This window comes from Paramylibacter kogurei (assembly GCF_002742285.1).
Lineage (GTDB): Bacteria > Pseudomonadota > Alphaproteobacteria > Rhodobacterales > Rhodobacteraceae > Amylibacter > Amylibacter kogurei.
On the sequence record NZ_MDGM01000001.1, the window covers coordinates 67,351 to 91,357 of the forward strand.

Here is a 24,007-nt window from a genome sequence, read left to right on the forward strand (position 1 = left end):
CTGCCCTTTTTTGGCAATCCTGCAGGTGGACATGATGGAAGAAAACGAACACGAAATTATCGGGCGGGGTCACTGGTTATCGCTTGATGGCGCATCCGAGAGCAAAACAAGCATTATCATTGCTGGTTTCGCTGTTCTGTTTGGTGTCTGGCATATCCTGACAAATATCTGGTTGATCGAACCAGGCCTTTGGCAAAACGCCATCCATTTTGCCGGGTTCGCGTTTTTAGCGTCTGTTATTCACAGCCCTTTTGCCGGGTATAAAAACACCACCACCACATTGGTGATTGATATTATATATGGCCTGATTGTTGCGGCCGCGGCACTTTGGATTGCGGGGATCGAGGATGCGCTTTATGAACGCACCTTGGCGGTGACAGGCCAAGCATGGCAATTCCAAGCAATAGACTGGATCGCAGGGTTTATCCTGATTTTTGCAGCCCTTGATTTATCGCGCCGCGTATCGGGCTGGGTCATTCCAATTTTGGTGATTTTATCACTGTCTTATATCCTGTTCCTTGGGGGGTATTTACCCGGTGTGTTTCGCGCCGCCAGCCTGCCGTTAAACGATGTGATGTTTCGCACCATGTTTAACGACGAAGGCATGTTTGGTATTTTGGCCAGCATTTCATCCACCAACATTACATTGTTCATGATTTTTGGTGGTTTTTTGGTCGCATCAGGTGCGTCTGATTTTGTGATCGAACTGTCCAAAATGGTGGCAGGGCGCATTCGTGGCGGGGCCGCATTTGTCGCCGTTTTATCTTCCGCGCTCACAGGTACGATCAGCGGATCGGCCATTGCCAATACAGCATCGACAGGTGTGATCACCATTCCCTTGATGAAATCAAACGGGTTTCGTGCACGTTTCGCTGCCGGGGTTGAGGCCGCATCATCCACCGGTGGGCAATTGATGCCACCGATCATGGGGGCAGGGGCGTTTGTGATGGCCAGTTATACATCCATTCCCTATTCCACCATTGTCACCGTTTCGATCATGCCTGCGGTTTTATATTTCCTGTCGGTTGCATTTATTGTGCGTATCGAAGCGGTGAAATACAACGTGGGTGATGGCCAAGATTTGGCGATTGATTACGGCAAATTGGTATCTGGCGGGTTGACCTTTATCCTGCCTCTGACAGTTATGATTTGGTTGTTGATGTCGGGCGTCACACCCAGTTACGCCGCATCATGGGCGATTGCCGCATTGGTGATTGTTTCATGGGGGACATGGATTGTTGCAAAGGTTTTGAACCGCGCAAATTTTCAACCCATCCTGATGGATCACCGCCGCATTACCGATGCTTTTTTGATCGGCATTAAGTCATCAATCATGACCGGTATTTTGCTGGTTGCCATTGGCATCATGAATAATGCGATTGTCACCAGCGGTGTGGGCAACGGATTTTCGTTGATGATCGCACAGTGGTCGCAAGGATCATTGGTGATTGCCATTCTGTTGATCGCATTGGCGTCATTGGTGTTGGGCATGGGTTTGCCTGTGACGGCGGCCTATATCATCTTGGCCATCCTGACCGCGCCCGCATTGGCGGGGATCATGGCCGACAGTTTAATCACCGAACAGTTGGTTGCAGGCGTGAGCGATCCGATGAAATTGGCGATGTTCGCGCTGGTCGATAGCCCCCATGTCGCCGATCTGGCAACAGGGTTAACGCCAGAGGCCGCAAATGAGTTAATGGATGCCATCCCGTTTGAGGTCGCCATCACATTGCGCCCCTTGATGATCGCACCAGAGGTACAGACAGTATTCCTGTTAACCGCGCATCTGATCATTTTTTGGCTCAGCCAAGACAGCAACGTCACCCCGCCTGTGTGTTTGGCGGCATTCACTGCCGCGGGCATTGCAGGATCAAAACCAATGGCGACAGGTTTCCAATCTTGGAAAATCGCCAAGGGTTTGTATATCGTCCCCTTGATGTTCGCCTATACACCTTTGATATCGGGTGATTTCATGCAGGTGATGCAGATCGGGATTTTCGCATTATTTGGGATTTATGCGTTTAACGCATTGGTGCAAAACTATGCCGAGGGGCCGTTGAACATATTGTTGATTGCGATGTTTGTGATTGGGGCGATTGGGGCGTTTTGGCCGCTGCATCTGTTGTTTAACATACTGGGCGCAACATTGGTTGTTGCGGCGGTTTACCTGTCTCATCGCCGTGCGGGGCAGGTGGCACCCACCACGTAATCCCACGCGATTTCACACAAAAGAAAACTAAATCTTAATCATTAAGCCAGCCATTTCGGTTGGCTTTTTGCGTCTTGTTTACCGCTCGCTAACCACCCGTTGCGATCCTGAGCACGGGTGAAAAGTGAGGGTAAATTTATGCAAACCTATGAATTTCGGGGCCTGCGCACAGGTCTTCGTATAATGGCGGCTGTCTATTTGACAGCTTTGATTTCAGGATGCGCCACAACCCGCGCCGATGTCGGGCGCGATGTGGTGTTGTTAAAAGGTGGCGATGGGGGTTCGGTGAACCAAACATTCCTGCGCTATAACCAATGGCGCGCCGAAGGAAAGCGCATCATCATTGATGGGCATATGATATCAGCGGATGCCTTTGCCGCGTTCAGCATGCCAAATGCGTGTTACACTGAAAACGCGGTGTTTTCACCCCACGCGGCCAGCACATTGGGGATTGTACCCCAATACGGCGCAACCGAATGGTTAACCCGTCAATTACCAAAACCATTACAGGATAAATTTCGATCCAGCTTTCATTATTACAACTGGGTGACAACAGCACATTTCGATTATGACGATTTAATCGATATCTGGCCCGAAGGTGCGTGTTGATGCATCGGGGGATCGGATAATGAGATTTGGTGAAGCATGCGTTAGCTTATTTCGTGGCGAAATGTCGGCGTGCAAAAACTTGATACCGCAAAATATTCGAATGCTGGCTTTGCGCAACAATTACAATTGGCTGTAGGGACAAACATCATCTTCAAACGGTACATGTCGACGGCGAAAATTTGTATCTGGAACCGCTTGGGGGTTGCTTATCCTGTCCATTCGAAAATGGCGAAAATCGTTTCGGTCAGGGTCCCAGCCGACAAGGTACCAAAGGGGTGGTAAGATCAGCATTGCCTGTGGCTCCACCCGACGCTGGGTCTCGTGCCCTTTTGCGTCGCAATAGTCAAAGCTAATGAGGTGGAGACCCAGAAAAGCCGTTTCAAAGGCGGACAGCAGACCATGATCCATTTTACGCATATCAGACAGATCCTGTTCTGGGGAAAGCTGACCGATGTGTAGACATTCCAAAAATCTTCGGAGGTCTTTCACCTTGTCTGAAGGTAGAGCTTTTTCAATTTTTGCAAGCCCTGCATCGGCAAGTTCGGAGAAAGGCAAGCTTCCAGTGGCCCGCATAGCAGCAACGCTGATTAAAAGGGCAAAGACTTCGGGTACCGATAATCTCGCATTCGTTTGGATCGACCGAGGGTCAAGCTGAAGACCGCCACCGCGACCGACATCGGAATGGATCACATATCCTTCATCGCGCAGCGCACTGATATCGCGTAGCACGGTTCGCCGCGATGCACCAACTTCATCTGCAAGGGCGTCAACGGTAGAAGTTCCATTGCGGCGCAATGTCCGCACAATGGCGTCATGTCTAAGTCTCACGTTCATAAGTACCACACTAACACAAATGGTGACATAATTTGGCACTATTTTGATTTACACCATTTACAGCAACAGAAAAAGGAGATTGCGACATGAAACGCACAGCAGTGAACCCCTGGGATTGGTCAATCAAACTGGGATACAATCAGGCCGAAGTAATAGATGGTGCAACACGACAGGTGATCTGTGCAGGGCAGACTGCCGTAGATGACCAAGGCAATCCACAGCATCTCAGCGATATGCGCGCTCAGATCAGTCTTGCCCTTGATAATTTGGAAGCTGTTTTAAGCAGTGCGGACATGAACTTGAGTAATGTCGTAAAGCTCGGAATCTTTGCCACCGATGTGGACGAAGCCTTGAAAAATTTCGATCTGATGGGAATGCGTTTTGGACCTCATCAGGTTGCTCCGCCGATGACTCTTTTGGGTGTAACACGTCTTGCCATTCCCGGATTGCTATTTGAAATCGAAGCGACGGCAGCTGCTTAATTCAATCAATCCAGTTGAGAGTTCGAAATAGATCATACGCTGCCCACAGCCAATTGGGCAGCGTTTATCAAGCTGTGTCCTTAAAACAAAAAGGCCCCCACCGTGAGGAAGAGGCTAATTAGTATGTAAAAATTTTTGCCAGCTTTGTGAAAATCACATGGTCTGGATTAGGTGCCACCCGTGCCAGATGTACCGGTTGTTCCTGTTGTACCCGTCGTTCCCGTGGTGCCGCCACCACCGCCGCCAGTCAAACCCAACAGAAGCAGAATGCCCAGAATTGGTCCGCCAGCCGTTGTGAGATCGCCGCTACTTGCATTGTTGATAAGCACACAATTTTCACCTGGATCGGCATTGGCCACGTCATCACAAAGTGGTTTACCTTGCGCGAATGCAGAAGTTGCGCTGACAAGAGCAGCGGCACATGTCAATGAAACCATGCGAGTAAACATATCGAAACTCCGAATTAAATTAGTCGTTATAATCAATTTACCACTGTTTAGGCGCAAAGACGTTTCAGAGTCAATCTTACAGCAACAATGCGCAAAATTTAGCTGGCACTTGTCACTTTCAAAACAACGTCGATTTAAAAACATCACTCCAATGGAAAACTGACAACGCATTCATTGCGCAAACTTGCTCGGTTAGGTTATTTTCTTGTAAAATATTTGATAATCAGTAGAAGAAGCCAAATTAAGTGATACGTAATTTATTGGGAACTGCAGTTATGAAATATCTCGCTTTGGTTGGAACATTGGTTCTAACGGCATGTGGTTCAATTTACACTTCACCTCAGGTTGCAAATGACGACAATGTTCGCGTTATTCGCATGACTGAACAAACAGCTTATGAAGCGAATTTAAGCCCATACACCCCGTCACGTTTACCAGCCGCATTCAACAGTGTTGCCGGTGCATCGCGCCCGAATGTGAATAGCCGCCTGCCAATTCCAAGCGCAGATAGCAATGTACGCCCTGCACAATCACAAACATTCCTGCCACCAAACCAAGATAGCGGCCCATATCGCATCGGTGTTGCCGATGTTATTTTATTGGCAACACGCGCAGGTGGTTCCACCGTGGAAGAATTGTCCGGCCTATTGGCGGCCACAAACCGTCGCCAAGGTTACACCGTTCAAGGTGATGGTTCGATCGCCATCCCCGATGTTGGGCGCATTCAATTGGCGGGTCTCACCTTAGAAGAAGCAGAAGCCGCCGTTTTTGATATTCTTGTTACCAAAAATATCGAACCTGCATTTTCGCTGGAAGTGGCAGAATTCAATTCCCAACGCGCATCAATCGGTGGCGCCGTTCGTAACCCAACCATCGCACCGATCACACCAAAACCATTGTATTTGGAAGAAGCCTTGCAAATGGCCGGTGGGATCAGCGCACCAGATTTGGATTACACCACCATCCGCATTTATCGCAATGGACGGTTATACCAAATCCCCGCACGTGATGTTTACACCAACGCAGGGCGGGTACGTCTGGATGACAAAGATTCCGTTTTTGTTGATACAGAATATGAGCTGACACAAGCGCGCACATATTTCGAAGAACAAATCCAATTGACTAGCCAACGACGCGCGGATCGAGCACAGGCATTGGATGAATTGAACACACAGTTTAACATCCGCCAACGCCAAATTGACGCGCAACAAGACAATTTCAAGGATCGTTTGGAACTGGGTGCGGTGAAACGTCAATACGCCTATTTGATCGGCGAAGTAAAAACACAGGTGCGTTTTGCCCTGCCGTTTGAACAAACCGCCACCCTTGCCGATGCATTGTATCACAAAGACGGCTTGGTAACGAAAGAAGCCGATCTGAGCCAGATTTACGTTTTGCGTCGTTCGAATGATCCGCGCGAATTTGGTGCGCGTACCGCCTATCATTTAAATGCGAAAAACGCCGCTGACATGTTAACAGCCACGGTTTTTGAACTGCGCCCGAACGATATGATTTTCGTATCTGAACAACCAGTTACCGTGTGGAACCGTGTGATTACACAGATCACGCCATCGCTTATCACCGCAACATTGGGCGCAAACAGCAATTAGCGCTGAATCGCCCAAATTTTCTTAATGGCTCAATTTTAACTAAATATTGAATAAATTTGTTACTCTATATCCTTAGACCCTTTTGGTGACGAAGGTTTAATATTGTGAAGTAGGTTTGGAACCGTATGTATAAAACACTGACCAGTTTACCGCGATTTCAAAAAACGCTGATCTTGCTGTTGGTTGATACCGCAATTGTTCCAATCGCGCTTTACATGGCCTATGCGCTACGGCTGAGCGATTTTACCCCGTTTGAAAAACTGATGGAGGCAGGCCCAACGTTGCTTGCATTTATTTGCGTTGCACCGATGGTGATTATTGCCAACCGATTGCATCGATTTAAACTGGGCACTTTTGAAAGTAGTGCGATTATCCGCACCGCTAAATGCACATTATATTTGGCCGCTGTGTGTACTGCGCTAAATATGATGACCGATTATACGATGCCGCGCACGATCCCAATTTTGTTTGGAATTTTGTTTTTTGTTGGCAGTATTGGCACCCGCATCTTTGCGCAAAACTATCTTTCTTTTGCCAATGATCGCGACTCTGACACCAAACGCGTGTTGATTTATGGTGCTGGCAGCGCGGGGACGCAACTTGCATTTGCGATGCGCCAACAAAACAAACATCGCATTGTTGGTTTTGCAGATGACAATGTTGCAATCCATGGCATCATTATTGCAGGGCAATATGTCTATCCAGCAAATGATATGCCTGGATTGATCAAGAAAATGAGTGTCGATCGCATTGTTGTCGCCCTGCCATCGGTACAGGGCAAACCACGTAGTGAGCTTTTAAAATCGCTCAATACGTTGGATTGTGAGGTGCGTGTTTTACCTTCATTTGATGAAATGATTGATGGTGACGGGTTGTTGGAAAAACTGCGCCCTGTGTCACCTAATGATTTATTGGGTCGCGAAAAGGTTGATTTGAATCTGCCAGTTGTGGCCGACACATATGCTGGCAAAAACGTTCTGATCACAGGGGCAGGGGGTTCTATTGGATCCGAGCTATGCCGCCAGTTGATCGCCTGTGATATCAAATCCTTGATCTTGATGGATCATGCAGAATTTAATCTATATGCGATCGAGGCAGAGCTTCATGCAATTGCACATGAAAAAGGTATTCCTTTGATCCCAGTCTTGGGTTCGGTGCTGGATGAAAACCAAGCCATCAGCACATTGCAAAAGCATAACGTGGATATCGTGATGCATGCAGCAGCTTACAAACATGTGCCTATGGTCGAGGCGAATGAAATCTCTGGTTTGATGAACAATGTCATGGGTACGCGCGTCATGGCGACCGCCGCGCTGCGTGCCAAAATTGATCGGTTTGTTTTGATTTCCACAGACAAGGCCGTGCGCCCAACCAATATTATGGGTGCATCAAAACGCATGGCTGAATTGGTTGTGCAAGACATTGCAGAACGTTCCAAAACAACGCTGTTTTCGATGGTGCGGTTTGGCAATGTTCTGGGATCGTCTGGTTCTGTGATCCCGCTGTTTCGCAAACAAATCGAGGCCGGCGGACCCGTCACAGTAACACATAGCGATGTGACCAGATTTTTCATGACCATTAGCGAAGCGGCGCGTTTGGTGTTGCTTTGTGGGTGTTTTGCGCGCGGGGGCGATGTATTTGTCTTGGACATGGGCAAGCCTATGAAAATCATCGATATGGCCCGCATGATGATTGAATTATCTGGCCGTAGCGTGCGTGACGAAGACACGCCCAATGGCGATATCGAAATCGCCGTGGTTGGATTGCGCCCTGGTGAAAAACTGTACGAAGAGTTGTTGATCGGCAATGATATGTTGACCACACCGCATCCCAAAATTTTGCGGGCACAAGAGGGTCAACTTTCTGAAATCGAAGTTGCCAATATGATCAAAGACCTTAACAGCGCGTTTGAGACCGAAGATAGCATCGCAGCGCGCGAATTGGTGACGCGCTGGGTTGATGGTTATCAAGCGCCAATCGCGAGTAATAATTAGTCATTTCCAACCAATTGAGCGTTTGAATTTTGTAAAAAGGCGTGTGCGTTTTTCACCATCAAGCAAGTTGCGCGCCAAACGCGCGCGTTCGTCTTTGCGCCAAATACCATAGCGAAAGAAACGCCAGATAAAATGCCCGCAATAAACCAATGCGTTATAGCTTGAGCTTTGGTTAAAATGCCGATGAAACCAGTATTTAACGCGCTGTGCTCTGGGTGGTTTTTCTTGGAATTCAGGTGCTTGAAAATACACTTGGCACAAATAAGTCCAAAAAATCCAATCGCGTTTGCGGCCGATATTTTCAAAATGCGCAACCAATGCACGGCGATCTTCGTTGCAAAGACGTTGAAACAACAAATAGCCTTCTAAGACATTGCGCAAACGAAAGCTGCTGTAATCGGTGTAAAGATCACCGTATTGGCTATGCAAAATATTTAGGATCACCTGATCAATCGGGGCAGGGGTTCGGATGGCCTTTAGTCCTTCGATATTTTCTGCGTCCAATGCCGTTTCTTTACGGCAATATTGTACCGCACGCAGATGCAACCATGATTGATGCAATTCGACATGCACCGGCTGTGACGGTGACATGACCGGGGGTAAATGGTGATTGCGGGTTTTTTGCGCCGCCAAATATTCGTGATCATTTGCCGAAAGTTCAAACCGTGGTTCCAGTGGGGACTTGTAATCAAGTGCTGCAAATTCTGGTAATGCGGCGTTATCCTCAAAATACAAATCAATATCCGCCATAAAGCGATGTGCCAATGTCGGATACAGGTTATCAAATAGCCGCACACCACCCTTGATCATGTACAAGGTCGGTTTGGCGGGCGCATCAAATTGATCCGCGATCTGATTTATTTGAGAGACAATGCGTTTATTCTGTGCCCAGTTATCAAAATAGGCCAGTTTGATTTCTTGTTTTTGAGCATCAGGAAGCGTGGCAAACAAGGTTGGATTTTCGACCAAAACCGAAATTAAATTGGTCCAAACGCGATTTTGAATGGCAAGATCAGATAGATTTTCCCAATGTTCAACAATCACATCAAGAGCCGCGCGTTGTTTGGCGTGGTTTGGTTCGGTGCGATACCCTTCGATTAGCACCTGAGCCAGCTGGAGAAGTAAATTAAATTTATTCATTTTGCGCCGTCTAATTTTTCCAACCGAGCTGCGCCAATTCAATGCCTGCGCGTGTCATAAACCTTTTAAAATCGTTTGAATATGTATAGTAAGCCGTTGGATAGGTTCTATAGCTATTTATTAACGACCCCAAGTATTATTCGCCAAGCAAGCGGCAAATTGAAGAGTGACGATCAAATATGCAAAAAGCAGTTAATATTTCGAATGCATCGCAAGACGATGAAATAGATCTTTTTGCCATTTTTTCCGTGTTATGGCGCGGGAAATTCTGGATCGGTTTGGCGGCGACAATCGGATTTTTCTTGGGTGGTTGGTATGCGTTTCGCGTGGCTGAACCGATTTACCCTGCAACCGCTACGCTCAAGATGGAAACATCCCAAGAAAACATCGTTGATATTCAAAGCGTGGTTGCAGACAGTATTCTGTCTGGTGGTTGGGGCGATGAAAGCCAGATCAACACAGAGATGGAAGTCATTCAATCGCGCAATATGATTGCCAAATTGGTTGATAAACTAAACCTGTTAGAAGACCCAAATTACAATTCCTATCTGGCAGAAGAATTGGCGGAAATGGAACCAGATGAATCTTGGTTGCCACAAATAAACATCCGATCCATGATCCGATCCATCTTTGTTTCGAATGAAGATGACGAAGGGGATGAAGAACCCGTGAGTGATGTTGAAATCATGAACAAAGTGATCGACAATGCACTGGATGTATTTCGCGTATCAAACATTTCAGAAACTTATATTTTTGAAATCGGCGCGGACACAAGTGATCCTGCTGAATCTGTGCGCATGGCCAATGCTTTGGCAGATATTTATATCCAAGATGCGGTTGATGAAAAATTCGAAGTCACCGAAAAAGCCAGCAAATGGCTAAGCCAAAAAGCCGCTGAATTAAAAGTAGAGCTTGAATCATCAGAGGTGCGCATCAAGGAATTCAACGATGGTACACAATTGGTAAGCCCTGAAAACCTTGCCGTTTTAACCCGCCAGTTAAAGGACATGCGCCAGCGTATTTCCGATTTACAAGAAACCCATGATGCAACACGTGCCAGAGTGCAAAGCATCGAGTTGCTGTCTGGATCGGATGATTTTACCACAATCGCAAATGTGGCGGGCGATTCACGCCTGACCCGATTGGCAGATATGATTGCCAGCAACCAAGTAGCACCCGATGCGTTTCAAATTCGCCTTGATCAGGTTGTCGCACAGGCAAAAACTGATATGGCTCGTCTGACGCAACAAATGAATGCGCTGTCGGAATCTGAAAATACGTTCAAACTGCAAGTCGAAGAACAATCCGATGATTTGGTGCAATTACAACAATTGCGCCGCGAAGCAGAGGCAAACAGCCTTCTTTACGAAAGCTTTTTATCCCGCCTCAAAGAGATTACTGTTCAGCAAGGCTTGTTGTCGCCCACGGCACGGTTATTGTCACCTGCCACGCCACAGCGTGCTTCTGCTCCGCGCAAGGCATCAATCATGATGATGGCGCTGATCCTTGGCGGATTGGCAGGAATCGGCGCGATGTTGCTGCGCGAATTGTTGAACAACACCTTTCGCTCGCCAGAGGTTTTGGAAAACTTTACCGCGCACAACGTTTTGGGAACCCTGCCACAGATCAAAGCAAAAACACGGCGCAAGGTGTTGAACTATGCCGCCACAAATCCGACATCAAATTTTGCTGAAGCGGTGCGAAATTTGCGAACGTCAATTTTGCTGTCTGATGTCGATAACCCGCCACAGGTGATTATGGCCACGTCCTCAACCCCCGCAGAGGGAAAGACGACCGTTTCATTGACCCTTGCGCAAAATATGGCCGGGCTTGGCAAACGGGTGTTGGTGTTGGAAGGCGATATTCGCAAACGCGTTTTCGCAGAGTATTTTGACATCGAAAAATCCGTTGGATTTATCGCTGTGATGATGGGCGAGGCAACGTTGCAAGACGCCGTCATTCACCCCGAGGGCATGGGCGTTGATATTTTGTTGGGTGAACGTTCCACCGCCAATGCCGCCGATATTTTTTCATCACAAAAATTCATTGATCTGTTGGCACAGCTGCGCAACGAATATGACTATATCATCATCGATACACCACCTGTTTTAGCCGTGCCTGATGCCCGTGTGATTGGCCAGCACGCAGATTCCATTCTGTATTCTGTTCGTTGGGATAAAACATCCAAGACCGAGGTAAAAACCGGCCTGTCGATGTTTAGCAGCGTTGGTTTGGAAGTCGACGGATTGGTGATGACCATGCTGGATTTGAAAAAGATCCGTCAATATGGCTATGCTGGCGGATATGGTTACGCATATGGATATGGTGATTCATATCATTCTAACTAACCAGAACCTGCGAATACGATGTCATTCCTAAAAAAACGTTTCGGGCAAAAATCGGCACCCAACGTACAGCCGCCGTTTGATGCTATATTGGATCCTGATGAACCCTTGTTCGTAATCGGCGATGTGCACGGGTGTGATGTTTTGCTGTCTCAACTATTGGACAAGCGCCCCGATGATGCACGGATAATATTTGTTGGCGATCTGGTTGATCGCGGCCCCAATAGCGCCACGGTTTTGGACATGGTGCAAAGCGAATGTCAAAACGGGGCCATTTGTTTGATGGGCAATCATGAAAAAATGATGCTCGATTTTTTGGATCGCCCAACAGAACGCGGGCCGCGTTGGTTGACGTTTGGCGGGCTGCAAACTCTGGAAAGTTATGGCATTCGTGGCATTAGCGAACGTGCCACTGAACACGTGCTGTTGACCGTGCGCGACAAATTGATTTCAGCTATGCCAGCGGGACAAGAAAGCTGGATACGTGATCTGCCCAACATTCATCATTCTGGCAATGTTCATGTTGTTCATGCCGCGGCTGATCCTAATCGCGATCCGGATGATCAAAGCTCACGGGTTTTGTTGTGGGGCATGGATAAATTTCATCAGAAAACCCGCCGTGATGGGCAATGGTTCGTTTATGGCCATACAATCCTGAATGAGCCAAAAATTGAAAATGGACGGATTGGAATTGATACTGGGGCCTATGCCACAGGACATTTAACCGCCGTTTCCATCCGCAACGATCAGGCACAGTTTTTCAGTGCCAAGTATTAATCAAGCGGTGCGATAACCCCATGCGCGGCCAGCACTGGCGCCCAATGCTCAGTCCATATTTTGACGATACGCTTTGCCTTCTTTTTCTTTAAATTCGGGATCAGTTTTTTTAAACGATCTGGCCATTCGGTTTGCGGCACGCCTTCGAAATTTGACAAAATTGCGTAAATAGAGCGGGGCGCAATCAACAATAATGCGGTTTCAGGAACCACAATTGCACATTTGTGCCAAGCGATATTTTCATCAAGCGTAAATTGGCGCTTTACGCTTGGATGGATCACGCGAAATTCTGTGGCACAAGGGATCGGTGCAACATCCGTATTGGTTAACAAGTTTCCAGACTTGTTAAAGGCCATAAAGAACAGCCCCTTTGCATCACCATCCAGTCCCGCAGGTAAAAGTCTGTTGAGCGGTTTTGTCGCCAAGCTTGGCGAAAACGCATTTTGCACAATGCGCGATTTATCTTTTTCACCAATTGATATCGGAAAGGGGAGGCGGAATACTCCTGTTTCTTGGTCAACAGAAGGTCGCGGAGCATTCACATTGGCCGCCATTTTAGCAAACAGATCCGTGCGCCCACCTGATCCATCACGACACGTGACAAAATCTTCGATAAATAAATGATCAGTATGAGCATTTGAGGACTGCAGTTTATTGATTAAAACTTGCTGCCCTTCAAACGGACCACAAAGCCCCATCCCCACCTTGCCAAAATCATTTGTCATTTCTGAAGGATAAACTGGGGTCCAGTGTGCCGATACAAATTCATGGCAAAGATAGCGTAAGCGGTCTTGGTTTTTGTTATCTTCCTTGGGGTCGTATTTTGGCGCATCTTTAAAGTTTTCAGATATTAGATGAAACGCGGTTTTTGGGCTATCGCCGCGCGCCAACATTTCACCTAAAATTTTGCGAAATCCGGTTTCGCTTAATGCGCCTGGCTTGGTTTGATATTCAATTGAAACGATGCCTGTGTCACACAGGCACCGCGAAATCGCTGCGATCAATTGATTGCGCACAACATCGGACACCCAGCTGATCACGCCACGCGAAATGGCAAAATCAAGCGGTGGAACATCATCACTACTTATTTGATCGAATGGTTTATTGACAAAGGTAACATTGGTTAAACCCAACTCAGTAGCCAATTGGCGGGCGACATCAATGTGTTCGTCATTCATATCAAACCCGAAAAATTGCCCATGCGGCAGAGCATAGGCCAACATGATTATATCCGTACCCAAACCACATCCAAAATCACCATAGGTAAATGGTGCCAATGTTGACGCAGAGTCATATCCAAAAAACCGCGCTTTGGATGAAATCAGCCGTGGATCAACGCTGGCACTAAACGTGGGTACGTAGATATCACTGGTAAAATAGCCATGGGAATTTTCGGTCATTCTTGCGTCTCGTCTATTTTGAATTCTTGTGGGATTGCGGCATCTGGATTTTTTGACAACTCTGCCCATGTTCCAACCGCATTCACGCGCCCATCGTGCAAAACAACCACTTGGTCTGCGTTTTCCAAGGTGGGCAAACGATGCCCGATCACGATAATTGTCATGTCGCCATGAATTTGATCCAGCGATTGACGAATAAGCATTTCGTTTTTGGTGTCCAAGGCGCTGGTCGCTTCGTCCAAAATTAACACCGATGGGTTTTGCAACATTGCACGAGCAAGCGCGATACGCTGGCGTTCTCCACCAGAAAGGCGCAACCCAGCATCACCCACCACCGTATCCAATCCATCATCAAGGTCGAACACGAATTGTGCCGCAGAACGTTGCAATGCCTGTTCCAAGGCGGCATCATCCGCGCCCCTATTGGCCCAAAGCAAATTGTTGCGAATGGTATCATGGAACAAAAATACATCTTGTGGAACATAGGCGAGTGAATGGCGCCAATTCACCCGCTGTTCATCGCCGATCAATTGGCCATCGACAAGCATTTCACCCTGATCAGGGGCCAATAACCCCATAACAATATCTGCAAGCGTTGATTTTCCTGCCCCCGAGGCCCCAATAATCGCGGTGGTTTTACGTGCAGGAAAGCGCAGCGATATATCGCGAAGCGCCGCTGATTTTCGCGACTGATATTTGAACCCGATATTATCAAGGGTAATGCCATCTTTGAGATCGAATTTTTGCAAAATATTTGGTGCGATATCATTATGATCCTTTGCAAGCTTTGTAATTTCGTCCAAATTGCGTAACGCTGGCCATGCATGTAAAATCTGGTTCAATTGATTTTGCATGTTGCGCAACATTGGCGCAAGCCGCGCCAGGATCAACACCAAGATCATCAAACTGGGCAATGGTAGTTCCAAAATTTTCACCCCCACCCACAAAAAGCCAACCAAAACCAATGCAATAACAATTTGAAAAATTGCGCCTGCGGCAGCATTGGTTTTTGCAAATGCGAACTGTTGTGAACGTAGCCGCGCCAAAATCTTGGCCATCAAATTGCGATGCCGATCTTCGTTCCCCAATATTTTGGTTAATTTGATGCTGGATAATCCTTCTTCGACCACCTGTTGCATGTCTTCGTAAGCATCACCCAAATTTTCGCCCAAATCACGCGCATGGCGATGTTGTGCACGCATGGAAAACATCACAGCCGCCCCAACCAGCAGGGCAATCACCGCCATTTGAAATGACAGGCTTGCCGCCACAACAACATAGGCCAACACCGCCGCCAACCCCGTGCAAAAATCCATTGTATAGGTAACGCCTTCGTCAATCCGATCGACCTCGTTTATTAAAAAGTTGGAATGATCTGATTTTTTTAAATTGGAAATCCAATTCCAATTGGCGTGGAGCAGGGCATTAAAACTGTTCACACGAATGGTATCAATCAGGTTCAGCTGAAAATCCTGCCAAACCAATGTGCGCACATAACTGATCATGCTGCGCACCACGACCAATGCAAAAAACAATGCCAATAATCCAGAAAGAGATTGTGGCAAACCAAGGGTTTCAAGCCAGCCTGAAATGCCACCCGATGTTGGCTGATCCTTTTGGAGATGCGCCAAAAGAGGAACCAACAAGAATAACCCGATACCTTCGGTCACACTTGAAATCAAATTAAGTGCAAAGAGGGTTATTGTTTTTGCGCGTGAATGGCGCCAGATAAGTTGGATAAAGCCGAGCATCTGTTTCATGGCGTTACCGCCCGCCACGATTGAGCGCCGTAGCATCCAACAACCGTGTATTCATCAAATGAATCATCGCCCCCAGATACCGCGCAAATCCCCGAACAAACCCAAGCATGCGCCAGCAATTCACGCGATGTTCCTTCCCGTTTCACCCCAAAATAGAGCGCGTATGGAATGCGATAAATTCCAAGCATCATTCGCGCGACCAATGCTTGTGGAAAGCAATTAGATTCCCATGGGGTATTGCGCGCTGTTGTTGATACAAGTTTGGCAATTTGAAATGCGCGACGTTCTTGATTTTTGCTTAACATAGGAACCACAGGATCAACGCCATGCAATGTGCCAAAAAACCGCGATAGGCTGCGAAATGTCACCGTTATAATTGCCACGCGAGACAGCCCCATCAAAACCCATGCAAATGGAAACCACACCAGCACGAATGGTGTCAGCCGAAACACAGACCGCAATTTTCGCGCTGCATTTCGAAGGGGTTTCACGGCTATGCCTCTTGTTCCACGAGTTTTTGTTTTTGCAGCGATTTCAACAGGTCGCGCACATCCGATTCGCATTCTTTTGTGGTGACTTCAAAATCCTGTTGTATTGCTGCAACCAATTCGCCAATTGATTTGGGGGTTTCCAACAATTCCCAAACCAATGCGCCAACGCCGCTTGAAAGGCTAAAATAGGTGCCATCATCAACGCTCATCATGACAACTTCACCATCCATAGTGGTTGCCAGAATGTCTTGGTTGCGAAAAAATCGTTTATTTTCAATCGTCATTATCGGTAATCCGTTATTCACATTAAATATCTTGATCATACGCTATACTATTGGCTCGGACTATTAAACTGTGATCAATCAGTCAATTATCAAAGCCCAATAAAACAAGAACTCCGCCTCTGGTTGAAACGGCGGGTTATCACCGGTGTGGTTGCCTGTCGTGTTGACAATACAGCCTGGCAACACATATATGTTTAATCAAATTTTAATAAATTATTGCGCGATAACAATTCGCATGCCTTGGAGAATATTTATGAAAACACCATATACAAAACCAGTTTTGACCAACCTGTCAGCACAAAAAACAGCGCAAGACAAAGGCATGGCAGCAAAGGAAATGAAAGGCATGCGCAACGTAGGGATTGCCAGCTAATATCACATTCCACTGTGATTGAATTGACAGAGCCATCATGGCTCTGTTTTTGTTTGTAGGGTCGGATTGCGGCATCCATCAAAGGAATAACAATGTTCGCTGGTCACATTTCATTTCACACGCCAGTGACGCAAGATTCATCAAACCATGATGCGATCATCGCAACCTTGTCGCCATTCGCGGACCCTGCCAATTCTGGGGTGGCCCAATTTACAAATGGTTTCGTGGTTGAACAAACCCATCTGCCCGATGGGCGCGAAACCTTGCCATTTGTGTGTTCCACCACCGGCATCGTTGTTTGTTTTTGGGGACGCATTGATAATCGCGATGCGTTGTTACAAAAACTTGCCATCAACACGAACCCGCATGATGGTGCGATTGTTTTAGAGGCCTATCATAAATGGGGTGCTAAATTTGCGCAAAATATTCAAGGCGATTTTGCCATCGCCATTTATGATCCGCGCGAAAATCATCTGATCTTTGCAAGGGATATATTTGGTACAAAACCAATTTATTACGCGCGCTATGATGATAACATATTTTTTGCCAACAGTATTCCAACCCTGCGCAAACTGGTGCCATATCGATTGCAACGCAGCCACGAATGGATGGCCAAATTTATCCTAAGCCCGTTCGCCGCAATGCATCACGAAAAAACCGCCTATGAAAAAGTTGTCAAAGTTGCACCTGGGCATGTGGTTGTCGTCAACGCCGATCAAACAATCGAAAAAATCGACCTGCGTGATTGGGATGATGCGACCACGGTGGCCACAAAACGCGATCCAAAATATGTCACGGCACATCGCAATGCATTAGAGGCCGCAATCGCCAGCCGCATCGACAACACCCATCCGATGGGCGTTGAAAACAGCGGCGGGTTGGATTCAACAAGTATTATCGCGCTGTTGGCAAAACAGATGACCAAACCCGTTGGCGATGGGATAGTCAGTTTCAGCAGAATATCCGCCAGTCGCGAAGAACAATGCATTCAAGACATGAACGCATTGGTGGGCATTCAAAACGCCCATATGAAATCGCCCACAAACGATGATCCGATTGATATCATCACACAGGATTTGGCCGTGCTTGGGTTTCCCGCATGTTATGGCTGCGAAATTTCATTGTCCTTGCTCGCAACCGCCACGCAAAAATTCGATGTTAAAACCATGTTCACGGGGTTTGGCGGGGACGAGGTTGCCACCAACTATGGCGAATTAATCAGCGTTGAATACATTCGTCGCCGCGATTATCGCGGGTTATGGCAGTTCATTCCGGGGCATTTTCTAAAAAAGCCGTTTCGATTTGTCGCGCTGATATTGCGACATGGGCGCGACAAAAATCAGCAAACAAATATCGAGGCGGATGCGCAATATGAAAATGATACCCATCTGCTCGATCAAGATATCGTTGATCAATACGATCTGAAAACCACGCAACGAGCCGAATGGTTTGATGTGTTGAACCATCATTCAATCAACGGCGAGATTGTGAATGGCACATTAACCCAACCTTTTATTGATGCACGGATGCATGACCATACACTTTTTGGAAATGCCTATGGGATTGAATATCGCTGGCCGCTTTGGGATGTAAGGATCGTTGAAAACTATTTGCGCACACCGAGCATTGAAAAAGTGGGGCCCAAACGGGTTTGGCGATACTTACATCGCCGCGCAGTCGATGATATTGTGCCCGCCAGTATTGTTTGGCAAAATTCCAAGCATATGGGGCAACCCATCATGACCCGTGATATTCGCAATGCAAAAACACAGTATTACAATGAAATGGCGCGCGCATTAATGGATGATTTACACCCAGATCTGGTGGCGCTGGTAAATGTTAAACGCCTGTGCCATCAAATGGATTCCGCAAGCAAACGCATGAATGGTGAAGTTGACGAAGAGGATACGTTTTATTGGGAACGGGTGCATAACCTCTATAGTCTTAATCTTTGGTGCCATCAGGATTAATCGGCCAATAACCCACCATTTTGCATTTGTTGTGTATCCAAGCCAAACCCAGAGTTGCCCTCTAACAACAACGGGCCGCTGTCGGTTATCACCCAATCCCAAGCAACTGCATAGAGATCGAATTTTTGCTGATGGCCGCGCATGGAATGGGACGTAATTTCATCCCAAAAGGGCACAACAGGCGGGCATTTCGCAAAGATATCGTCGATCAATGTGTCAAATGCTTCGCCATATATTCCGCGTTTTGGTGATTGTTCCAATGCACCGGTATCTAAATTTATCGGGAATAAAACATAGCTAATCTGGCCATCCATTTCCAAATCCCAAACGGGGATTTCTAATCGCGCAGCATTGGGCACGGGACCGTGTTCACCAAATTTCGTCACAAGTCGCAACGTGATCGTCGTTTTGGTATTACTCAACGCTGCAAGTGCCGAGTGATTTGTGATGAACGGCTGAACAATGACATCGCCAATCGATAAAATATGTTTCCAAGCGCGTTTTACATCCTCATCACTTTGTAAATAAGAACCTTGATAATCCTGCCCCGTTAACTGGTTTTTTGTTTTTGTAGCGCTGAACGCAGCAAATCCAGCATTTGCACGGCGCAGCTTTACAAAAATGCGATCTGTTTGTTCAGGAAACACATCCAGCAAGTTTTTTTGCACCCCTTGTTCAACGGCGATTGTTTTGGGCACAGGGATATTCATCTTGCGCATTTCATCGCCAAAACGCGCCTTATCTGCAAGCAAGTCTCGGGCAGATTTTGCGTCACGGTAATCGCGATTTTGCAACCAATGGTATCCTTGGGTTTCTGTACTAAACACATAAGCCAACACGGGTGCATTTGGTTTCATCAGCCCGTTTTCATACAATTCCGATGCAGGGATCGCATGGCCCAATGTATATTTGAATAAACGCCAAAACTGTGCCGAGCGTGTCATTTCACAATGATTGGCATAATCATTCAACGCGCGATAAATACTGAACCACGCATCGCACAATACCCACCGCAAACCATACCAAATCTGAAGCACCCACAATGCACAACTAACTGTTGGTGAAAATCTTGCGCGAAACATCCGTGCGATTTCAACATGGAGATGGAAATTTTTCTGCGCTGAACAGTGCAAAATTCTTGAAAAATCAATTAATCCATCGGGGTGGTTTTGCAGCAGTTTTTTGCGCAATTGTCGCCAGCGTTTTTGAACCTGTAATCGGTTCATTCAGGCGCCCCATCATCAAAATGGCGCGCCAAAATCCCTGCGCTTTCTTTGATGCGCGCCAAATCATCTGGGCGCTTAAACGCGAATACCTGTAACTTGCTGGCAAGGGTTGAAACCAGATCAAATGTTTTGCGCGGTTCTTGCAAAAAATGAAGCCATTCTTCGCGATAAATTGCGCGGCGCAATTCGGCGTGTTTTTCCGCCCCTTTCAATTCGTGAACTGAAAATTCTGATGCAATATCATTGTCCAAAATATAGATGCGATTGAACAATAATCCTCCTGCATGATCGGCGCGATCCACACTGACATAGGATTTATGAAAATCTGGGTCGGCCGACACTCGCGTTCCTTGTGCAATATTAAGCTGTGCAGCCGCATCATCCCAAAGCTTTAGCCCCTTTGGCATCGGTTGAACCTGCATGGGAGTGAGCGTGGGGTTTGCAATACACACATCATCGCACACATGCCCATAGCCAAGCTGTGACAGCGCCGCTGCAAGTGTTGATTTTCCAACTCCAGATTCACCGCTAAAGGCAACCGCGTGGCCATTATGTTCAACAGCGGAACAATGAAACGGGATCAAATCACGTTGTAAACACAATACGCCAAAACCTGTCCCAACCAGATAAAGATTCACATCCGCGTTGGATACATGTTTCCCCCGCGCGATTAGAATTTCGGAACCGCCGATGACCCGATATGCCAATTCATCTGATGCACAAAACCAAACATCACCTGCGGCGGCGGTTACAATGTCATCACTATAAATGGGATTTGATGGTTTTTCCAAATCCTGAACAAATCGAATTGTGACATCTGGCAACCCGTCAAATGCTTCGCAATCCGCGATGGTAAATTTGAATTCGGACGACACCCGTAAGCCAGAAAAAACGTATTGATACATGGACTCTGCTTTGCTTGGACGGTTTAAAACAGTTTAAGAATCCGCCACCATTGACGCAAGCCTATTGTGGATCCTTTGGTTTGAAATCTTTGGGTCGAAGATCGTATCGTGCCAGACGATCATAAAATGTTTTGCGCGGCAAACCCAATGATTTGGCCGTATCAACCGCCTTGCCTTTGTTACGCTTTAGCGTCTCGGACAAAACCATTTTTTCAAACGCATCCATTTGTTGTGCAAGCGTCAATTCCTGTGGTGTGTGTTTGCGTACACTTAAACCCAAAACAATCGTGCGGGCATAGTTGCGCAATTCTGGCAAATTCCCGTTCCAATCCTTTGCCATTACGTTTGCATAAACACTTTGGGGCACTTGGGGCATGTCTGTGTTTAATGCACGGGCGGTGTGGCGGGCAAACCCTTCAAACAACACCGGCAAATCATCGCGACGACGTTTCAAGGTTGGCACGTTTATTTCCACCAGATTAAGGATGGAAAACAATTCTTCGCTAAATCCGCGTTTCAATAAATAATCCATTGAATGAATGCTGGATAAAATCACGCGTAAATTTGGATGTGCTTTGATCAACGCGAGCAAATCCGCCTGTTGCGCTGCACCCGCCAATTCGACATTTTTCAGTGACAAATCACAAGGTACATCGGGTACTTTCAATGTGGCAATTTCATCTGATCCTGCATCTTGCAAATTGATCGCCAGATTTACATCCCTGTCTTGGGACAGATTATGAATGGTGTAGGCCGCCAGTTTTTTTCCAACCCCACGCGGCCCAAACAAATGCACATGAACGGGCAGGGGGGCAACGCGGCGCAGGTTTGATCGCAAATTTTTGGACGCAGGTGTTTTACCTGGAAAATTTACAGATGCCGCGTCGCTATGACGAATTTTTTGTTCAAGCTGGCGCGTTTGCGTGATCAAGCTGCGATGTGAAAGCGCACGATGCAAAACCTTTAATAAGGTTTCAGTTGCACATGGTTTTTCCAAAAAATCATATGCACCTTCTTTCATTGCGCGCAATGCCATGGGTACGTCTGCCTCGCCCGTTAATAACACCACTGGCAAATCTGGATCGGTGTCTTTCACATGCGCCAATACGTCAAACCCATCGTGATGTGGCATGCGAATATCAGACAAAATGACACCTGCAAAATTTGCACGAATGGCACGTTTCGCTTGGACGAGACCGTCTGCTTGGATCACGCTTATCCCTTCGATATCCAGTGTCTGTGCAAGTGACAGGCGCAACGCATCATCGTCTTCGATCAATATCACCTGTGGTTTCATGTTGTTGACCCTTGCAAAGAGCGGTTCAATTTCACGCAAAATTCCGCGCCACCATCCGCGCCATTTTTGCAGGTGAGTTCACCGCCAAAGCTCCCGATAATGCCATATGATATGGACAGGCCCAGCCCCATACCCTTGCTCGCGCCAATGTCTTTGGTGGAATAAAACGGTTCAAACACACGGGTTTCATCCACGAAACCTTTGCCAGAATCCGCGACAATTATTTGAACATTTTCTGGCGTCATATTTATCTTGATCCACACCTGTTTGTTTGGCTGATCAATCACCGCGTCATATGCGTTATTCAATAGGTTGATAAAAACCTGTTGCAAACGCACATGCCCCCCCATCACCATGACAGGCGTTGAAGAGGGGGTGAAATGCAACGTGATGTTTTCATCGTCACAGCGTTGCGATAACAATTCAATGGTTTCTTGGATCACCAATTGAACATCAACAGGTGCAATCGTTTCTTTTTCTTTTCGCGCAAATGCGCGCAGGCTTTTGATGATGCGGCTCATCCGATCAACCTGTCCTTTGATATGATCAAAGTTTTGTGCAGCATCCGTGGCGCGATCCATTTTCAAAAGCTTGGTTCCGTTTTGCGCAAAATTTTGAATGGCCGCCATTGGTTGGTTCAACTCGTGGCTAATACTTGCCGACATCTGACCCAATGCGGTGAGCTTGCCCGCCTGTATCAACTGTGCTTGCGTTTCACGAAGCTGTTTTGTGCGATCCTCAACGCGCGCTTCTAATCTTGCATTTGCGGCTTCTTCGATCGCCAAACGATCGGCCAATCGTTTGCGGCGTTGGGATAATGCCCAAAACCCCAAACCAATCATCGCCAACATTGCCGCTACCAATTGCGTTTGCAACAGCGCCGCAGCTTTGGCATTTTGTGTTTTCATAAAAACACGAAGCGTAAGATCAATTTGAGGTACAAAGCGCGAAACCGTTAATTTTTCAGATGCAGATCCGCTGTCATCATCAAACCACCACAAGTCATGGCCAAATTTTTGCCGTACCGAATATTCAAAAAACGGTCGGACTGCCGATTGCGGATAGTATTCCCCACGTAACAACGGAGATGTCACAGGTGACAATCGTCGCATCGCCACATTTTGCCGATTGGTTACAAATGCGACCTCGTTTTCATCAAAGAATGCAATCACGTCTTCATCGATTTGCCAGTCAAATTCCAAGCTCGCAATATCGACCTGAACCACAATAACCCCACGCCCATAAGCACCATCAAAATCTATCCGCCGCGCAAAAAAGAAATCGCGCGATTGATCAACAGGATCAATCGCATGGAAAAACCCAAGACGCCCATTGAATGCCGCACGCACATCGGCGCGATTATGAAACATCGCAGTATCATAATGATCCGCCTCGGTTATGTTGGATGTGATAATGATCTGACCTTGGTCATCCAACAGATAGATATCCTCCACCCCTGTTGACAGGCTGGTGTTTAACAAAAACGAGCGCGCCTCTGTTAGGTTTTCACGGGTTTTCACCGCTGCGATCAATTGTGGATGTTTTGCCAAAACATTGGGAAGTTGGCGAAAGCTGGACAATTGCCCCAGCAAGCGATCACGTGATTGTTCCAACCGGACCGCACCCGTTTTCGCCAGTTGGTTCAGCCCATTGCGTGTTTCAAACCAATATGTTCCCAACACAATCGCCACGGCAAGCGCCGCGTAGATTATCAAATATTTACGGCGAAAAATATGGAACATTACGGGTGCGAATCTCGCTATATTGGTACATTTCGACCATATGGTAATCTCTATCAATCGGATATTAAAATGTGCGGTTGTTCGCACATTTTTAATCTTCGGCGAACATG

19 protein-coding genes are annotated in these 24,007 nt (G+C 47.0%); 8 read left to right on the forward strand and 11 right to left on the reverse strand.

Going from position 1 to position 24,007, the window contains the following annotated elements:
• Positions 1–31: 31 nt before the first annotated feature.
• Both BFP76_RS00300 and BFP76_RS00305 read left to right on the forward strand, forming a co-directional pair.
• On the forward strand, positions 32–2,209 hold the full coding sequence (locus BFP76_RS00300; RefSeq protein WP_240513943.1) for a TRAP transporter permease: 2,178 nt from the start codon (positions 32–34) through the stop codon (positions 2,207–2,209).
• Positions 2,210–2,347: 138 nt separating this feature from the next.
• The gene (locus BFP76_RS00305; RefSeq protein ID WP_099591181.1) at positions 2,348–2,818 is read left to right on the forward strand and encodes a lipocalin-like domain-containing protein; all 471 of its coding nucleotides are present in this window, start codon (positions 2,348–2,350) and stop codon (positions 2,816–2,818) included.
• 120 nt (positions 2,819–2,938) lie between these two features.
• On the opposite strand, the gene BFP76_RS00310 is transcribed toward BFP76_RS00305, so the two are convergent.
• Positions 2,939–3,652 (reverse strand): helix-turn-helix transcriptional regulator, encoded by a 714-nt coding sequence (locus BFP76_RS00310; protein WP_099591182.1) that lies wholly within the window; start codon positions 3,650–3,652, stop codon positions 2,939–2,941.
• Positions 3,653–3,738: 86 nt separating this feature from the next.
• Here BFP76_RS00310 and BFP76_RS00315 point away from each other — a divergent pair, with 86 nt between their 5' ends.
• The gene (locus BFP76_RS00315) at positions 3,739–4,134 is read left to right on the forward strand and encodes a RidA family protein (RefSeq protein WP_099591183.1); all 396 of its coding nucleotides are present in this window, start codon (positions 3,739–3,741) and stop codon (positions 4,132–4,134) included.
• A 167-nt stretch (positions 4,135–4,301) separates the two neighbouring features.
• Here BFP76_RS00315 and BFP76_RS00320 read toward each other — a convergent pair whose 3' ends face one another.
• On the reverse strand, positions 4,302–4,583 hold the full coding sequence (locus BFP76_RS00320) for a hypothetical protein (protein WP_099591184.1): 282 nt from the start codon (positions 4,581–4,583) through the stop codon (positions 4,302–4,304).
• A 275-nt stretch (positions 4,584–4,858) separates the two neighbouring features.
• Between BFP76_RS00320 and BFP76_RS00325 the strand changes: the two genes are divergently transcribed.
• Both BFP76_RS00325 and BFP76_RS00330 read left to right on the forward strand, forming a co-directional pair.
• The gene (locus BFP76_RS00325) at positions 4,859–6,193 is read left to right on the forward strand and encodes a polysaccharide biosynthesis/export family protein (protein ID WP_205661323.1); all 1,335 of its coding nucleotides are present in this window, start codon (positions 4,859–4,861) and stop codon (positions 6,191–6,193) included.
• Between the two features lie 125 nt (positions 6,194–6,318).
• A complete protein-coding gene (locus BFP76_RS00330) occupies positions 6,319–8,187 on the forward strand; it encodes a polysaccharide biosynthesis protein (protein WP_099591185.1) in 1,869 nt (622 codons plus the stop codon).
• On the opposite strand, the gene BFP76_RS00335 is transcribed toward BFP76_RS00330, so the two are convergent.
• A complete protein-coding gene (locus BFP76_RS00335; protein WP_099591186.1) occupies positions 8,188–9,327 on the reverse strand; it encodes a nucleotidyltransferase family protein in 1,140 nt (379 codons plus the stop codon). It abuts the gene before it with no gap.
• Positions 9,328–9,506: 179 nt separating this feature from the next.
• On the opposite strand from BFP76_RS00335, the gene BFP76_RS00340 reads away from it, so the two are divergent.
• Together BFP76_RS00340 and BFP76_RS00345 are read left to right on the forward strand one after the other, a co-directional pair.
• Complete coding sequence (locus BFP76_RS00340; protein WP_099591187.1) at positions 9,507–11,675, forward strand: GumC family protein; 2,169 nt, start codon at positions 9,507–9,509, stop codon at positions 11,673–11,675.
• Between the two features lie 18 nt (positions 11,676–11,693).
• Positions 11,694–12,449, forward strand: a complete 756-nt coding sequence (locus tag BFP76_RS00345) for a metallophosphoesterase (protein WP_099591188.1) — start codon at positions 11,694–11,696, stop codon at positions 12,447–12,449.
• Here the strand turns inward: BFP76_RS00345 and BFP76_RS00350 are convergent.
• The 4 genes from BFP76_RS00350 to BFP76_RS00365 are packed head-to-tail and all read right to left on the reverse strand — an operon-like array spanning position 12,446 to position 16,384.
• A complete protein-coding gene (locus BFP76_RS00350) occupies positions 12,446–13,849 on the reverse strand; it encodes a class I SAM-dependent methyltransferase (protein ID WP_165775611.1) in 1,404 nt (467 codons plus the stop codon). The genes BFP76_RS00345 and BFP76_RS00350 overlap by 4 nt on opposite strands.
• Positions 13,846–15,645, reverse strand: a complete 1,800-nt coding sequence (locus BFP76_RS00355; RefSeq protein WP_099591190.1) for an ABC transporter ATP-binding protein — start codon at positions 15,643–15,645, stop codon at positions 13,846–13,848. Before BFP76_RS00355 ends, BFP76_RS00350 begins: the two co-directional genes overlap by 4 nt.
• Positions 15,606–16,100, reverse strand: a complete 495-nt coding sequence (locus BFP76_RS00360) for a lasso peptide biosynthesis B2 protein (RefSeq protein WP_165775612.1) — start codon at positions 16,098–16,100, stop codon at positions 15,606–15,608. The genes BFP76_RS00355 and BFP76_RS00360 overlap by 40 nt, the downstream gene beginning before the upstream one ends.
• Before the next feature lie 2 nt (positions 16,101–16,102).
• Entirely contained in the window at positions 16,103–16,384 is a 282-nt protein-coding gene (locus tag BFP76_RS00365) for a PqqD family peptide modification chaperone (RefSeq protein ID WP_165775613.1), read from the reverse strand.
• 465 nt (positions 16,385–16,849) lie between these two features.
• On the opposite strand from BFP76_RS00365, the gene BFP76_RS00370 reads away from it, so the two are divergent.
• Positions 16,850–18,727, forward strand: coding sequence for an asparagine synthase-related protein (locus tag BFP76_RS00370; RefSeq protein WP_099591193.1), 1,878 nt, complete (start codon positions 16,850–16,852; stop codon positions 18,725–18,727).
• Here BFP76_RS00370 and BFP76_RS00375 read toward each other — a convergent pair.
• The 4 genes from BFP76_RS00375 to BFP76_RS00390 form a co-directional block, all read right to left on the reverse strand.
• Positions 18,724–19,953: a sugar-transfer associated ATP-grasp domain-containing protein gene (locus BFP76_RS00375; RefSeq protein ID WP_099591194.1), complete on the reverse strand. Its 1,230-nt coding sequence runs from the start codon at positions 19,951–19,953 to the stop codon at positions 18,724–18,726. The two genes, BFP76_RS00370 and BFP76_RS00375, sit on opposite strands and share 4 nt — an antisense overlap.
• A complete protein-coding gene (locus BFP76_RS00380) occupies positions 19,950–20,858 on the reverse strand; it encodes a hypothetical protein (protein WP_099591195.1) in 909 nt (302 codons plus the stop codon). Before BFP76_RS00380 ends, BFP76_RS00375 begins: the two co-directional genes overlap by 4 nt.
• A 61-nt stretch (positions 20,859–20,919) precedes the next feature.
• The gene (locus BFP76_RS00385; RefSeq protein ID WP_099591196.1) at positions 20,920–22,155 is read right to left on the reverse strand and encodes a sigma-54-dependent transcriptional regulator; all 1,236 of its coding nucleotides are present in this window, start codon (positions 22,153–22,155) and stop codon (positions 20,920–20,922) included.
• Entirely contained in the window at positions 22,152–23,897 is a 1,746-nt protein-coding gene (locus BFP76_RS00390) for a sensor histidine kinase (RefSeq protein WP_099591197.1), read from the reverse strand. Before BFP76_RS00390 ends, BFP76_RS00385 begins: the two co-directional genes overlap by 4 nt.
• Between the last annotated feature and the right edge of the window lie 110 nt (positions 23,898–24,007).

Excerpts from the sequence above, each read along its gene's own strand:
- BFP76_RS00355 (WP_099591190.1), bottom strand. The coding sequence starts at position 15,645 with ATGCTACGGCGCTCAATCGTGGCGGGCGGTAACGCCATGAAACAGATG.
- BFP76_RS00315 (WP_099591183.1), top strand. The coding sequence starts at position 3,739 with ATGAAACGCACAGCAGTGAACCCCTGGGATTGGTCAATCAAACTGGGA.
- BFP76_RS00350 (WP_165775611.1), bottom strand. The coding sequence starts at position 13,849 with ATGACCGAAAATTCCCATGGCTATTTTACCAGTGATATCTACGTACCC.
- BFP76_RS00325 (WP_205661323.1), top strand. The coding sequence starts at position 4,859 with ATGAAATATCTCGCTTTGGTTGGAACATTGGTTCTAACGGCATGTGGT.
- BFP76_RS00305 (WP_099591181.1), top strand. The coding sequence starts at position 2,348 with ATGCAAACCTATGAATTTCGGGGCCTGCGCACAGGTCTTCGTATAATG.
- BFP76_RS00310 (WP_099591182.1), bottom strand. The coding sequence starts at position 3,652 with ATGAACGTGAGACTTAGACATGACGCCATTGTGCGGACATTGCGCCGC.
- BFP76_RS00320 (WP_099591184.1), bottom strand. The coding sequence starts at position 4,583 with ATGTTTACTCGCATGGTTTCATTGACATGTGCCGCTGCTCTTGTCAGC.
- BFP76_RS00370 (WP_099591193.1), top strand. The coding sequence starts at position 16,850 with ATGTTCGCTGGTCACATTTCATTTCACACGCCAGTGACGCAAGATTCA.
- BFP76_RS00300 (WP_240513943.1), top strand. The coding sequence starts at position 32 with ATGATGGAAGAAAACGAACACGAAATTATCGGGCGGGGTCACTGGTTA.
- BFP76_RS00340 (WP_099591187.1), top strand. The coding sequence starts at position 9,507 with ATGCAAAAAGCAGTTAATATTTCGAATGCATCGCAAGACGATGAAATA.
- BFP76_RS00385 (WP_099591196.1), bottom strand. The coding sequence starts at position 22,155 with ATGAAACCACAGGTGATATTGATCGAAGACGATGATGCGTTGCGCCTG.
- BFP76_RS00345 (WP_099591188.1), top strand. The coding sequence starts at position 11,694 with ATGTCATTCCTAAAAAAACGTTTCGGGCAAAAATCGGCACCCAACGTA.
- BFP76_RS00390 (WP_099591197.1), bottom strand. The coding sequence starts at position 23,897 with ATGTTCCATATTTTTCGCCGTAAATATTTGATAATCTACGCGGCGCTT.
- BFP76_RS00380 (WP_099591195.1), bottom strand. The coding sequence starts at position 20,858 with ATGTATCAATACGTTTTTTCTGGCTTACGGGTGTCGTCCGAATTCAAA.
- BFP76_RS00335 (WP_099591186.1), bottom strand. The coding sequence starts at position 9,327 with ATGAATAAATTTAATTTACTTCTCCAGCTGGCTCAGGTGCTAATCGAA.
- BFP76_RS00375 (WP_099591194.1), bottom strand. The coding sequence starts at position 19,953 with ATGAACCGATTACAGGTTCAAAAACGCTGGCGACAATTGCGCAAAAAA.
- BFP76_RS00365 (WP_165775613.1), bottom strand. The coding sequence starts at position 16,384 with ATGACGATTGAAAATAAACGATTTTTTCGCAACCAAGACATTCTGGCA.
- BFP76_RS00330 (WP_099591185.1), top strand. The coding sequence starts at position 6,319 with ATGTATAAAACACTGACCAGTTTACCGCGATTTCAAAAAACGCTGATC.